Origin of the sequence: Mycobacterium sp. (assembly GCF_035506235.1) — a bacterium.
Lineage (GTDB): Bacteria > Actinomycetota > Actinomycetes > Mycobacteriales > Mycobacteriaceae > Mycobacterium.
Genome location: NZ_DATJPU010000287.1, coordinates 1 through 12,247 on the forward strand (window position 1 = coordinate 1; position 12,247 = coordinate 12,247).

Here is a 12,247-nt window from a genome sequence, read left to right on the forward strand (position 1 = left end):
TGCGGGATGTTGGCGACGATGTCCTTGCGGATCACGGTGTGCACCAAAGCGTCGGCGCCGCCGGCCAATTCGTCCAGGCCGGCGCACGGAACGGTATCCCCGGCCAGCACCACCGAGGAGCCGTCGGCCCCGATGCGGAAGCCGATGGTCGGTGCCACCGGCCGGTGATCGGTCGGTGCGACCCGGATCGACACCCCGTCGCGGTCCCAGACCGGGCCTTCGGTGCCTTCGTGCACCTCGACCGCCGGCGGCGCGTTCAGATCGGCGTGATGGGCGATCCGGTAGCCGATGTCGTGGCCGAACGCCTTCAGCGTCGCCTCCACCGTCTCCGCGGTGCCGGGCGGCCCGATGATCGGCAGCGGCGGGGCGTCGGGCGCGAACGTCGTGATCCAGCGGGTGATGAGAAGGTCGCCGAGGTCGCCGATATGGTCGCTGTGCAAATGGGTCAGCAGCAGCGCCGACAACCCGGCGGCGCCCACACCGACCGCCGCCGCGCGCTGCAGCACTCCACGCCCGCAGTCCACCAGGAACACCTGCCCGCCGGCCCGCACCAGGGTCGACGGCCCGGCGCGGTTGGGGTCGGGAATGGGGCTTCCGGTTCCCAGCAAAGTGATCTCGATCATGGCCCCATCCTTGCAAGCCGCGCCCGAGCCCAGTGGCGTTTGGCCGATCCGGGTTTGGGCCGTCAAACCCTGGGTGTGGGAGGCCCCGGTCCCGGTTCTCGTGGTGGCTTTCCCGGCGCGCGAGTTAGCCGTAACCTGGTGTGAAGCGGATCACAACCGGCTGGAGGCCCTAATGCGGATTGCGGACGTCTTGCGGAACAAGGGCGCGGCGGTGGTGACGATCAACCCCGACGCAACCGTCAGGGAGTTGCTCGCCGGCCTCGCCGAGCAAAACATCGGCGCCATGGTGGTGGTGGGCGACGAAGGAGTCGTCGGCATCGTCTCCGAGCGCGACGTCGTGCGCCAACTGCACACGCACGGCGCCAGTGTGCTGTCCAGACCGGTCTCGAAGATCATGACCTCCACCGTCGCCACCTGCACCAAATCCGACACGGTGGACTCCTTGAGCGTGCTGATGACCAAGAACCGGGTGCGCCACGTGCCGGTGCTGGACGGCAAGAAGCTGATCGGCATCGTCAGCATCGGTGACGTGGTGAAGACCCGGATGGAAGAGCTCGAGGCCGAGCAGCAGCAGCTGCAGTCCTACATCACGCAGGGCTGATTACCCGTTTCGCCGAACGTGTACACGGCGCGAAAATTTTGCCGTTTTCTCGCAGTGGTCACACGCTCGGCGAAGCGCTGACTAGCTCCACGCGTACTCCGCGCGCAGCCGGGCGGCCACCACGTCGAAGATCTCGCGGTCCAGGATCGCGCCCTCGCGGCGAATGCCCTCCTCGGGCACGTCGAGCACCCGGTCCAGCCGGACCCAGCTTTCCCTGCCCTCGTAATCCCAAGCGCCGGCGCCGATCCCGACCCAGTCGCGATCACCGGCGTGCCGCTCCTGGCTGGACACCATCAGCCCGAGCAGGACGCGTCGGTCACGACCCACGACGAGGACCGGTCGGTCCTTGCCGCGGCTTGGGTCGTCTTCGTAGACCACCCACGTCCAGACGATTTCTCCGGGATCGGCCCGGCCGTCGAGGTTCGGGGCGTAGACCAGTTTGCGCGCCCGCTGAGCGGTGGGAAAGCTGGTGCTGGTCACCGGCCGGCCGGCGGTGACCGCCGCCGGTGGCTGCGGGGCGGCCGCGGCGATGACGTTCGCGGTGATCTTCACCGCGTGCTGAAGTTCCCGCAGTACGGTCTGCGAGGTCTGGACGTGCCGGGCCAGCCGCGGGGCGCGGTCGAATACCAGGTTCTCCGCGAACCGCTGAAACGCCTTCCACTGAGATTTCCCGGACGACTTCTTGGCCGCTGCCATATTTGGAGCATAGACGCGGGCGGCCGGGTGCGATCGCGTCCAAGTAGGTCCCGACCACCCCGCACAGATACCCTGAATACACCGGCGCACCGCCGCCTACCCGGCCTCGAGCAGGCCCCGACCAGGAGATTCCCATCAGCAGTTTCGCCGACAAGACCTTCACGCCGCCGGCGCAGATCAGGAATTTCTGCATCATCGCTCACATCGACCATGGCAAGTCGACGCTGGCGGACCGGATGCTTCAGCTCACCGGCGTCGTCGATGAGCGGTCGATGCGCGCCCAGTACCTGGACCGGATGGACATCGAGCGCGAGCGCGGGATCACCATCAAGGCGCAGAACGTGCGGCTACCCTGGCAAGTCGGAGATCAACAGTACGTTCTGCACCTTATCGACACTCCGGGCCACGTCGACTTCACCTACGAGGTGTCGCGCGCCCTGGAGGCCTGCGAGGGCGCCATCCTGCTGGTCGATGCGGCCCAGGGCATCGAAGCCCAGACGCTGGCCAACCTCTACCTGGCGCTGGATCGCGACCTGACCATCATCCCGGTGCTCAACAAGATCGACCTGCCCGCCGCCGACCCGGACCGCTACGCCGGCGAGATCGCGCACATCATCGGCTGCGAACCGGGCGACGTGCTGCGCGTATCGGGCAAAACCGGCGAGGGCGTGCCCGAGCTGCTCGACGAGGTGGTCCGCCAGGTGCCGCCCCCGCAAGGCGACGCCGACGCGCCCACCCGCGCCATGATCTTCGACTCGGTCTACGACGTCTATCGCGGCGTGGTCACCTACGTCCGGGTGGTGGACGGCAAGATCACGCCGCGGGAGCGCATCGCGATGATGTCGACGGGCGCCACCCACGAACTGCTCGAGGTCGGCATCGTCTCGCCCGAACCCAAGCCCAGCGAGGGCCTGGGCGTGGGGGAGGTCGGCTACCTGATCACCGGCGTCAAGGATGTCCGCCAGTCCAAGGTCGGCGACACGGTGACGACGGCCCGGCACGGCGCCACCCGGGCGCTGACGGGCTACCGCGAGCCCAAGCCGATGGTGTACTCGGGGCTGTATCCCGTCGACGGCTCCGACTACCCGGACCTGCGCGACGCCCTGGACAAGCTGCAGCTCAACGACGCCGCGCTGACCTACGAGCCGGAGACGTCGGTGGCGCTGGGCTTCGGGTTCCGCTGCGGCTTCCTGGGTCTGCTGCACATGGAGATCACCCGCGAGCGCCTGGAGCGCGAGTTCGACCTGGACCTGATCTCGACCTCACCCAACGTCGTCTACCGGGTGATCAAAGAGGACGGGACCGAGATCACCGTGACGAACCCGTCGGACTGGCCGGAGGGCAAGATTCGCACGGTCTACGAGCCCGTGGTGAAGACCACCATCATCGCGCCCAGCGAATTCATCGGCACGATCATGGAACTGTGCCAGTCCCGGCGCGGCGAGCTCGGGGGGATGGATTATCTGTCTCCCGAACGGGTGGAACTGCGCTACACCATGCCGCTCGGCGAGATCATCTTCGACTTCTTCGATTCCCTGAAGTCGCGTACCCGCGGTTATGCGAGCCTCGACTACGAGGAGGCCGGCGAGCAGGAGGCCGAACTGGTCAAGGTCGACATCCTGCTTCAGGGCGAAGCCGTCGACGCGTTCAGCGCGATCGTGCACAAGGATTCGGCCTACGCCTACGGCAACAAGATGGCCACCAAGCTCAAGGAGCTCATCCCGCGCCAGCAGTTCGAGGTGCCGGTGCAGGCGGCGATCGGATCGAAAATCATTGCCCGCGAGAACATCCGGGCGATCCGCAAGGACGTGCTGTCCAAGTGCTACGGCGGTGACATCACCCGCAAACGCAAACTTCTGGAAAAGCAGAAGGAAGGCAAGAAGCGGATGAAGATTATCGGCCGGGTCGAGGTGCCGCAGGAAGCGTTCGTTGCCGCGCTGTCGACCGACGCGGCCGGGGACAAGGGTAAGAAATAGCCGTGCGCAGGGTTGGGCCGGCGGCGGCGTTGTTGGTGGTCGCCGCGTTGGCGGTGGGCTGTGGCGGAGTCGTGAACGGCACCGCGAAGCCGGCGCCGAATCTGAAGCCCCGGCCGCTTACCGGTGAGGCCGTCAAGCAGGTGCTCCTCGACGGTGCCGCGCTGTCGCGGATGCTCGACCAGCCGTTTGTCGCCCGCAACCCACCCGAGTTCGGCGGCCCCGAGGCGCTCTACCACAAGGACGAAACGGTGTCGCCGGCCAGTTGCCTGGGCGTGGCCGCGATGCTGCGGAAAAGCGTTTACCAGCAAGGCCCCCAGCCTGCTCAAGTGAAGGACGTCGCGTCGGAGTCGTGGTGGAACAATGGCGAGCCGGCGCAGGTGCTCACCGTGATAGAGGGCGTGGTCACGCTGCCCTCGGCCGCGCAGGCCAACGCGCTGTTCGCGCAATTCTCGCAGCAGTGGCAGCAGTGCGCGGGCACGACGGTGACGCAACAAACCGGCCCGATCAGCACGACGAACGCGATCAGCGACGTCCGCGTTGCCAATCCCTCGAATACGATTGTGGCGGCGACCAATACCGCGACATCGACGTTGCCCGACATGCCACCGCTGCAGCCCACGCCCCAGGCGCGAGCGATCGGTGTCCAGCTGAACTGCCTGGTCGAGGTCGAGGTGGTCTTCTTCGGCGAGCGTCGCCCTTCCGACCCGGGATCGGGCAACGTCGACACCAGCGCCATCGACATCGCGCACGCCATGATGGACAAGGTCAACGCCCTGAGCTGACGCCTGAGACTTTGCTGGCTTTGCGCTGTGCCTTCGGTGTGGCTTACGGCGATCACATCACCCCAAACCTAAACTGCGGGTAAACCGGAGTAAGAGGCAAGGAACCAATGAAGAACATCGGGGGATGGACGCAGCTCACCGTCCGTTTGTCGAGAAATGCGTGTGACACCAAGCGAATTCGCTGGTTTTTCGTTGTTTTACCGGCGACCGTGATGCTCGTCGCCGGCTGCGCTGCGACGGTCGGGGGCACAGCGAAACCGGCGCCGAGTTTGACGTCGCGACCGCTCACCGGGCTGACCGTCGACCACGTGCTGCTTGACGACAGAACGCTATCGCGAATCGTCAAGCAGTCCTTGAACATTGATCCTCGTTTCCCGCCGCGGTTCGGCGGCGCCGAGGAGTTGCGGGACGATGCGCCGGCTTTGCCTGACGACTGTCTCGGCGTCGCGGCGATGCTGCAGCAAAGCGTCTATCAATCCAGCAAGGTCGAGGATGTCGCGGTCGAGACCTGGCGGCACGCCGCCAAATCCGCCGATGTGACCAGCGTCCAGGAGGGCGTGGTCAGCCTGCCCACGGCCGACGACGCCCAGGCGTTGTTCAGGGACTTCTCCCAGCAATGGCAGAAATGCGACGGCACGACGACGTCGCTGCCGGGCAGCGTTTTCAGGCTCAAAGGCAAGATCACCAATGTGCAGGCTTTCACTTCCCTTCTCGCGGCGACCGTTTCGGTCGGATGGACGCCCCGCGATGCGGAGCCCAATTGGGATGCGGAATCAATTCCCGCGGGCCGCGCCATCGGGGTGCGCGGCAATTGCGTTATCGAGGTCGAGGTCGACGTGTTTCACGGCTCGAACCCGCTGGGCCAGGGATCGGGCACCGCGGGCAATTTCAATGCCGCCGCCATCGACATCGCGCACGCCATGATGGACAAAATTCGCGCGCTGATCTGACCCCGCGTTTCACATGGGAGCGTTCGCGGGCTGGAAACCCCCGGTGCTGTCCGCCTCCTCCTCGGCCCGGATGACGTGCACCACCGCGTTGATCAGCGCCAGGTGGGTGAACGCCTGCGGGAAATTGCCCAGGTGCCGCCCGGTACGCGGCTCGATCTCCTCGGCGTACAGGTGCAGCGGGCTGGCGTAGGACAGCAGTCGCTCGCACAGCCGCTTGGCGCGGCTCACCTCGCCGATCTCGACCAGTGCGGACACCAGCCAGAACGAGCAGATCGTGAAGGTGCCCTCCTCGCCGGACAGGCCGTCGTCGGTTTCTTCGACGCGGTAGCGCAGCACCAGGCCGTCCTGGGTCAGTTCGTCGGCGATCGCCAGCACGGTGTTGCGTATCCGAGGGTCGTCCGGTGGCAGGAACCGCGTCAGCACCGCCAGTAGCAGCGAGGCATCCAGCGCATCGCTGCCGTAGCGCTGGGTCAGCACACCGCGGGAGTCCACGCCGTGTTGCAGAATGTCGGCCTTGATTTCCTCGGCGATGGCGCGCCACTGCTGGGCGTAGCTCTTCTCTCCCTGCTTGTCGGCCAGCTTGGCCCCGCGATCGAGCGCCACCCAGCACATCACCTTGGAGGAGGTGAAGTGCTGCGGTTCGCCGCGGACCTCCCAGATTCCGCGATCAGGTTCGCGCCAGTGCTTGATGGCCTCTTCCACCTGCTTTTTCAGTACCGGCCACAAGGTCTCGGGGACTTGCTCACGCGACTTGGCGTGCAGGTAGAACGAGTCCAGGATGCTGCCCCAGATATCGTGCTGGTCTTGGTTGTAGGCCCCGTTGCCGATCCGCACCGGCCGGGCATGGTCATAACCGGACAAATGGTGCAGCTCGTCTTCGACCAGGCTGCGCTCGCCGCCGACGCCGTACATCACCTGCAGCGGGTGGCGCTCGTTGCTGTTGGCGCCGGAGACGTCGGCAATGAACGCGAAGAAGTCGTCGGCCTCGCGGTCCAGCCCCAGGGTGTACAGGCCCCACAACGCGAAGGTCGAGTCCCGCACCCAGGCGTAGCGATAATCCCAGTTGCGCTCGCCGTGCGGTGTTTCCGGGAGCGACGTGGTGGAGGCCGCCAACAGTGCACCGGTTGGCGAGTACGTCAAACCCTTCAGCGTGAGCGCGCTGCGCTGAAGGTATGCCCGCCACGGGTGGTCGGGAAAGTTGCCGATGTTGATCCATTGCCGCCAGCACTCGGTGGTTTGCCACATTTTGTCGGCGGCCTCTTGATAGGTCTGCGGCGCCGGGTGCTTGGTCCAACTCAGGGCGACGAACACGTCGTCGCCTTCCTTCATCCGGGTGCGTGCCCGCGCTTCGCGGCCCTCCAGACCGATCCTCAGGTTGCTGGTGAGCCGCAGCGTCGGGTGGGCATCAGGCTGCCTGTTCCCCCGTGCGATCGCCTCCCCGTACGCATTGGCCGAGTATTCCCAGCTGGCCCCGACGCGGTGGTAGTCGAAGGCGGGCTCGCAGCTCATCATCAGTTCGACCGTGCCGCTGACGCACCGCACGGTGCGCAACAGGATGTGTTCGGCGTCCCAGTCCATCGGGGTGCGACGATGCGTGCGTGATCGGCGCTCGATGTCGTGCCAGGGTCCCATCACCAGCGCGTCACGCACGATCACCCACCCGGTGTGGGTCTGCCAGGTGGTTTCCATGATCAGGCTGCCGGGAAGGTAACGGCGGGCCGACGGCACCGAGACCCCGTAGGGGCCTAGCCGGAAGTGCCCGGCGCTGCGGTCCAAGATCGCGCCGAAGACGCTCGGCGAGTCCGGCCGTGGCAGACACATCCACTCCACCGAGCCGGCCGGCGAAATCAGGCAGGTCGTCTCCCAGTCCGAGAGGAAGGCGTAATCGGCGATAGGGGGAAACGGGTTCCGCAACGATCCGATCGACGCAAACGGCGCGGGCGCGCTGAAATCGAGGGAGGAAGCCATGGCCGGTGCTGGGAATGGTTCAAACCCTTCCTCAGGCGCGGCGTCTGCGGGTTGGTCATCTGGCTGGGCTTGCAGAACCATCCCGACATCATCGACCGTCAACCTGCCCGGCGTCCAATGTTTGCACCGGATGTCGGGTTTAGCGGGGGCGCCTGGCGTATTTCGGCACGTGCTCCGGCAGCGGGCCGATCGCCACCAGGTAGCCGACGAGTCGCCGCAAGGCCACTGCCCGGCTCGCCAGGCGCACGCCTAGCGGCGCCGGCACATCACCGCCGGCCACCGCGACCGCGATGACGTCGGCGTGGATCATGCGTTGTGCCGCTTGCAGGATCGCCGTCGGGAACCAGCGGCGCGCCTGCACCCGCGCCAGCTGCCAAGTGGACACGTGTCCCGCACGAAGCGGCCGGGCCAGGATCCGGGCCGTCGCCACCGCGTCGGCCACCGCCAGGTTGATCCCGACACCGCCGACCGGCGACATCGCATGGGCCGCATCGCCGATCAGCAGCACCCCGTCGGAATACCAGCGGCGGAGCCGATTGAGCTGCACGTCAAGGAGTTTCACGTCGTCGAAGGACGTCAGCGTGTCAACGCGGTCGGCCAGCCAGGGCACCATGCCGATCAACGCCCGGTGCAGCGCCTCGATGCCTTGGGCCCGCAGCTCGGCGTCGGTGCCTTTCGGAATGATGTAGGCGATCTGGTAGTAATCACCGCGGTCGATCGTGATCGTCGCGTGCCCGGCGCGCAGCACACCGGCCAGTCCGCTCGGATCGTCGGGCCGGCGCGGCAACCGGAACCACCACACGTCCATGGGCGCGCCGAAGCTACGGGGCGTCATTCCCACCGCGGTGCGCACGGTCGACGAGCGGCCATCGCAGGCCACCGTCAAGACGGCGCGCATCTGTTTCGTTTCGCCCGTCCGGTCGCGGTAGGTGACCCCGGCGACGCGGTTGCCGTCGCGGATCACGCCGGTGACCTCGGTGCTGCGCAACAGCCGGAAGGTCGGTTCGTCCTCGGCGGCGGCGGCCACCATCTCGAGGAAGTCCCACTGCGGCACCAGGGCGATGTGCTGATGCGCGCCCGGCAGGCGGGTCAGGTCGAGGCTCACCGGGGTGTTCTGTATCTCCATGCGGATGCTGTCGACGAGGCGATGGGGAAGTTGCGCGAACCGCGGCCCCAACCCGAGTTCGTCGAGCAGCCGCAACGTGCTCGCGTGCACGGTGTCGCCGCGGAAATCGCGCAGGAAGTCGGCGTGTTTTTCCATCACCGTGACTTTTATGCCGGCCCGGGCCAGCAGCAGCCCGAGGATCATGCCCGCCGGTCCGCCGCCGGCGACGAGAACGGTCGTCGCGTCGGCTGCGGCGGGTCCGGGTGGCGGGGGAGGCGCTGGGGACACCGCACGATCCTGGCACATTGGGTTTCGGATGCCGGGGCGAATAGGGTGAGCCGGGTGAGCGCGTTCCTGAATTGGTGGGACGGCAACGAGCTGTGGCTTTCCGGCCTGCCGTTCGTGCTGCAGGCCCTGATCGTGATGCCCATCGTTTTGGCGGTGGCCTACGGCGGGGCGACCCTGCTCGACGGCCTGCTCGGACGGGGCATCAAGCTCATGCGCCGCGTCGGGCACGCCGATGAGGCGCCCGGGTAAGCGCATGCCCAGGTCACACGTGACCTTGATTCTGATCACACTCGTCGTGCTGGTGATCGTCGCGTGGCTGGCGACGCACTGAGAGGACGGGCCCAGCGAATCCTGTTAGGCTTCGCGACATGCACGTGGCATCCGGCGTTTTCGCATGCGCCGTGTTCGCGCACCGTTGTCGCTGATTCCCAAACCCGTGTGCGGTCTGGTCTGGAGTCGTGAACTCTCCTGCAATGCTCAACGCTTTTCCGCCGCAACGGGACGCCAACCGCTAAGTCCGCGCACCGAAAGGCCACCAATGCTCAACGACATCGCCAGCGCCCCGCGCCCGCGGCTCGTCCGGTGTGTGGGGGCCCTCGCGCTGATCGCCGGTGTCGTCGCCGCGTGCGCGGGCGGCCCCAGCGACGTCGTGGGGGGCGGCGGGCCCGGCAATGCGCACACCAGCATCACGCTGGTCGCGTATTCCGCTCCAGAACCCGGCTGGAGCAAGGTGATTCCCGCGTTCAACGCCTCCGGCGAGGGCAAGGGCATACAGGTGATCACCTCGTACGGCGCCTCCGGCGACCAGTCACGGGGCGTAGCCGAGGGTAAGCCGGCTGATCTCGTCAACTTCTCGGTCGAACCCGACGTCACCCGGTTGGTCAAGGCCGGCAAGGTTTCCAAGGACTGGAACACCGACGCCACCAAGGGAATCCCCTTCGGGTCGGTGGTGACGCTGGTGGTGCGCAAGGGCAATCCGAAGAACATCAGGGACTGGGATGACCTGTTGCGGCCCGGTATCGAGGTCGTCACGCCCAGCCCGTTGAGTTCGGGATCGGCCAAGTGGAATTTGCTTGCCCCCTACGCCGTCAAGAGCGAGGGCGGCACCAACAGCCAGGCCGGCATCGACTTCATCAACAAGCTGGTGAGCGAACACGTCAAGCTGCGGCCCGGATCGGGACGGGAAGCCACCGACGTCTTCGTCCAGGGCAGCGGCGACGTGCTGCTCAGCTACGAGAACGAGGCGATCGCCACCGAGCGGGCCGGCAAACCCGTCGAGCACATCAACCCGCCGCAGACCTTCAAGATCGAGAACCCGGTGGCGGTGGTGACCACCAGCTCCCACCTGGACGCCGCCGTCGCCTTCAAGAACTTCCAGTACACCGCCGCCGCGCAGAAGGTGTGGGCGCAGGCCGGCTTCCGGCCGGTCGATCCGGCCGTCGCCGCCGAGTTCCGCGACCGGTATCCGGCGCCGACCAAACTGTGGACGATCGCCGACCTCGGCGGTTGGGGCACAACGGATCCGCAGCTGTTCGACAAGAACACCGGCAGCATCACCAAGATCTACATGCAGGCCACCGGATGACGGCCACCGTTGCGCCCGAGCACCGCGGCGACGCCCGGCAGGCGCCCCCGGGTTTATGGCGTCTGCGCGGATCCGGAACCACGTCGCTGCGGGTGGGCGCTGCGACGCTGTGGCTTTCGGTGATCGTGCTGCTGCCGTTGGCCGCGATCGCGTGGCAGGCCGCCGCGGGCGGCCGGCACGCCTTCTGGCTCGCGGTCACGTCGAACGCGGCGCTGGAGTCGTTCCGGGTGACGCTGACCATCTCCGCCGGGGTGACCGCCCTCAACGTGGTCTTCGGCCTGTTGATCGCGTGGGTACTGGTGCGCGACGACTTCTTCGGCAAGCGGCTCGTCGACGCGATCATCGACCTGCCGTTCGCGCTGCCGACCATCGTGGCCAGCCTGGTGATGCTGGCCCTGTATGGCAACAGCAGCCCGGTAAGCCTTCACCTGCAGCACACCCCCTGGGGGGTGGCCGTGGCGCTGGCCTTCGTGACACTGCCCTTCGTGGTGCGCGCCGTTCAGCCCGTGCTGCTGGAAATCGACCGGGAGACCGAGGAGGCGGCGGCGTCGCTGGGCGCCAGCGGCCCGAAGGTCTTCACCTCGGTCGTGTTGCCGTCCCTGACGCCCGCCCTGTTATCCGGTGCGGGGCTGGCGTTCTCGCGAGCGATCGGCGAGTTCGGGTCGGTCGTGCTGATCGGTGGCGCCGTCCCCGGCAAGACGGAGGTGTCATCGCAGTGGATACGGACGCTGATCGAGAACGATGACCGCACCGGTGCCGCCGCGATATCAATAGTGCTGCTGGCAATTTCGTTCTTCGTGCTGCTCATCTTGCGGATCGTGGGCGGGCGTGCCGCCAAGCGTGAGGAGCTGGCCGCATGACGTCGTCGCCCGGGATCCGCTATCTCATCCGGTCCGTGGCGCTCGCCTACATCTTCGTGTTGCTCGTCGTGCCGGTGTCGCTGATCCTGTGGCGGACATTCCGGCCCGGTGTCGGTCAGTTCTTCGACTGGGTGAGCACACCGGCGGCGATATCGGCGCTGAACTTGACGCTGCTGGTGGTCGCGATCGTGGTGCCGCTCAACGTGGTGTTCGGCGTTCCGACCGCGCTGGTTCTGGCGCGCAACCGCTTTCGCGGTAAGGGGGTGCTGCAGGCGGTCATCGATCTGCCGTTCGCGGTGTCGCCCGTCATCGTGGGCGTGGCGTTGATCCTGCTGTGGGGGGCGGCCGGCGCCTTCGGGTTCGTCGAACGCGACCTCGGGTTCAAGATCATTTTCGGACTGCCCGGGATCGTGCTGGCCAGCATCTTCGTCACCCTGCCATTCGTGGTGCGCGAGGTGGAGCCGGTGCTGCACGAGCTGGGAACCGACCAGGAGGAGGCGGCGGCCACCCTGGGATCCAGCTGGTGGCAGACCTTTTGGCGGATCACGTTGCCATCGATCCGGTGGGGTTTGACGTACGGCATCGTGCTGACCGTGGCGCGCACACTCGGCGAATTCGGCGCGGTGATCATCGTGTCGTCCAACCTGCCGGGTAAGTCGCAGACCCTGACATTGCTCGTGGCGGATCGGTACAACCGCGGGGCCGAGTACGGCGCCTACGCGCTGTCGACCCTGCTGATGGGGGTGGCCGTGCTCGTCCTGATCTTCCAGCTGGTTCTCGACGTCCGCCGGGCACGAGCGACCAAATAAGCGC

General features: G+C 66.8%; 12 protein-coding genes. 8 read left to right on the top strand and 4 right to left on the bottom strand.

Annotation, left to right across the window (positions count from 1 at the left end; translation table 11 throughout):
* The coding region (locus VMD50_RS26985) for a ribonuclease Z (RefSeq protein WP_325432551.1) at positions 1-623 on the bottom strand (623 nt) is incomplete at its 3' end.
* A gap of 172 nt (positions 624-795) precedes the next feature.
* Here VMD50_RS26985 and VMD50_RS26990 point away from each other — a divergent pair.
* A complete protein-coding gene (locus VMD50_RS26990; RefSeq protein ID WP_325432553.1) occupies positions 796-1,224 on the top strand; it encodes a CBS domain-containing protein in 429 nt (142 codons plus the stop codon).
* An 81-nt stretch (positions 1,225-1,305) separates the two neighbouring features.
* Here VMD50_RS26990 and VMD50_RS26995 read toward each other — a convergent pair whose 3' ends face one another.
* Positions 1,306-1,920 (bottom strand): type II toxin-antitoxin system PemK/MazF family toxin, encoded by a 615-nt coding sequence (locus VMD50_RS26995; protein WP_325432555.1) that lies wholly within the window; start codon positions 1,918-1,920, stop codon positions 1,306-1,308.
* A 128-nt stretch (positions 1,921-2,048) separates the two neighbouring features.
* On the opposite strand from VMD50_RS26995, the gene lepA reads away from it, so the two are divergent.
* The 3 genes from lepA to VMD50_RS27010 all read left to right on the top strand — a co-directional run bounded on the left by lepA (position 2,049) and on the right by VMD50_RS27010 (position 5,628).
* Complete coding sequence (gene lepA / locus VMD50_RS27000) at positions 2,049-3,896, top strand: translation elongation factor 4 (RefSeq protein WP_325432651.1); 1,848 nt, start codon at positions 2,049-2,051, stop codon at positions 3,894-3,896.
* 2 nt (positions 3,897-3,898) lie between these two features.
* A complete protein-coding gene (locus VMD50_RS27005) occupies positions 3,899-4,678 on the top strand; it encodes a sensor domain-containing protein (protein ID WP_325432557.1) in 780 nt (259 codons plus the stop codon).
* Between the two features lie 212 nt (positions 4,679-4,890).
* Positions 4,891-5,628: a sensor domain-containing protein gene (locus tag VMD50_RS27010; RefSeq protein WP_325432653.1), complete on the top strand. Its 738-nt coding sequence runs from the start codon at positions 4,891-4,893 to the stop codon at positions 5,626-5,628.
* Between the two features lie 9 nt (positions 5,629-5,637).
* Here VMD50_RS27010 and VMD50_RS27015 read toward each other — a convergent pair whose 3' ends face one another.
* Both VMD50_RS27015 and VMD50_RS27020 read right to left on the bottom strand, forming a co-directional pair.
* Positions 5,638-7,677: a glycoside hydrolase family 15 protein gene (locus VMD50_RS27015; RefSeq protein ID WP_414686188.1), complete on the bottom strand. Its 2,040-nt coding sequence runs from the start codon at positions 7,675-7,677 to the stop codon at positions 5,638-5,640.
* A 58-nt stretch (positions 7,678-7,735) separates the two neighbouring features.
* Positions 7,736-8,989, bottom strand: a complete 1,254-nt coding sequence (locus VMD50_RS27020) for an FAD-dependent oxidoreductase (protein ID WP_325432561.1) — start codon at positions 8,987-8,989, stop codon at positions 7,736-7,738.
* 54 nt (positions 8,990-9,043) lie between these two features.
* Between VMD50_RS27020 and VMD50_RS27025 the strand changes: the two genes are divergently transcribed.
* The 4 genes from VMD50_RS27025 to cysW all read left to right on the top strand — a co-directional run bounded on the left by VMD50_RS27025 (position 9,044) and on the right by cysW (position 12,243).
* A complete protein-coding gene (locus tag VMD50_RS27025) occupies positions 9,044-9,238 on the top strand; it encodes a hypothetical protein (protein ID WP_325432563.1) in 195 nt (64 codons plus the stop codon).
* A gap of 289 nt (positions 9,239-9,527) precedes the next feature.
* Positions 9,528-10,574: an extracellular solute-binding protein gene (locus VMD50_RS27030; RefSeq protein ID WP_325432565.1), complete on the top strand. Its 1,047-nt coding sequence runs from the start codon at positions 9,528-9,530 to the stop codon at positions 10,572-10,574.
* On the top strand, positions 10,571-11,434 hold the full coding sequence (cysT, locus tag VMD50_RS27035) for a sulfate ABC transporter permease subunit CysT (protein WP_325432567.1): 864 nt from the start codon (positions 10,571-10,573) through the stop codon (positions 11,432-11,434). The genes VMD50_RS27030 and cysT overlap by 4 nt, the downstream gene beginning before the upstream one ends.
* Positions 11,431-12,243, top strand: coding sequence for a sulfate ABC transporter permease subunit CysW (cysW, locus tag VMD50_RS27040; RefSeq protein ID WP_325432569.1), 813 nt, complete (start codon positions 11,431-11,433; stop codon positions 12,241-12,243). Before cysT ends, cysW begins: the two co-directional genes overlap by 4 nt.
* Positions 12,244-12,247 lie beyond the last annotated feature (4 nt).

Excerpts from the sequence above, each read along its gene's own strand:
- VMD50_RS26990 (WP_325432553.1), top strand. The coding sequence starts at position 796 with ATGCGGATTGCGGACGTCTTGCGGAACAAGGGCGCGGCGGTGGTGACG.
- VMD50_RS26995 (WP_325432555.1), bottom strand. The coding sequence starts at position 1,920 with ATGGCAGCGGCCAAGAAGTCGTCCGGGAAATCTCAGTGGAAGGCGTTT.
- VMD50_RS27010 (WP_325432653.1), top strand. The coding sequence starts at position 4,891 with ATGCTCGTCGCCGGCTGCGCTGCGACGGTCGGGGGCACAGCGAAACCG.
- VMD50_RS27015 (WP_414686188.1), bottom strand. The coding sequence starts at position 7,677 with ATGGTTCTGCAAGCCCAGCCAGATGACCAACCCGCAGACGCCGCGCCT.
- VMD50_RS27030 (WP_325432565.1), top strand. The coding sequence starts at position 9,528 with ATGCTCAACGACATCGCCAGCGCCCCGCGCCCGCGGCTCGTCCGGTGT.
- cysT (WP_325432567.1), top strand. The coding sequence starts at position 10,571 with ATGACGGCCACCGTTGCGCCCGAGCACCGCGGCGACGCCCGGCAGGCG.
- cysW (WP_325432569.1), top strand. The coding sequence starts at position 11,431 with ATGACGTCGTCGCCCGGGATCCGCTATCTCATCCGGTCCGTGGCGCTC.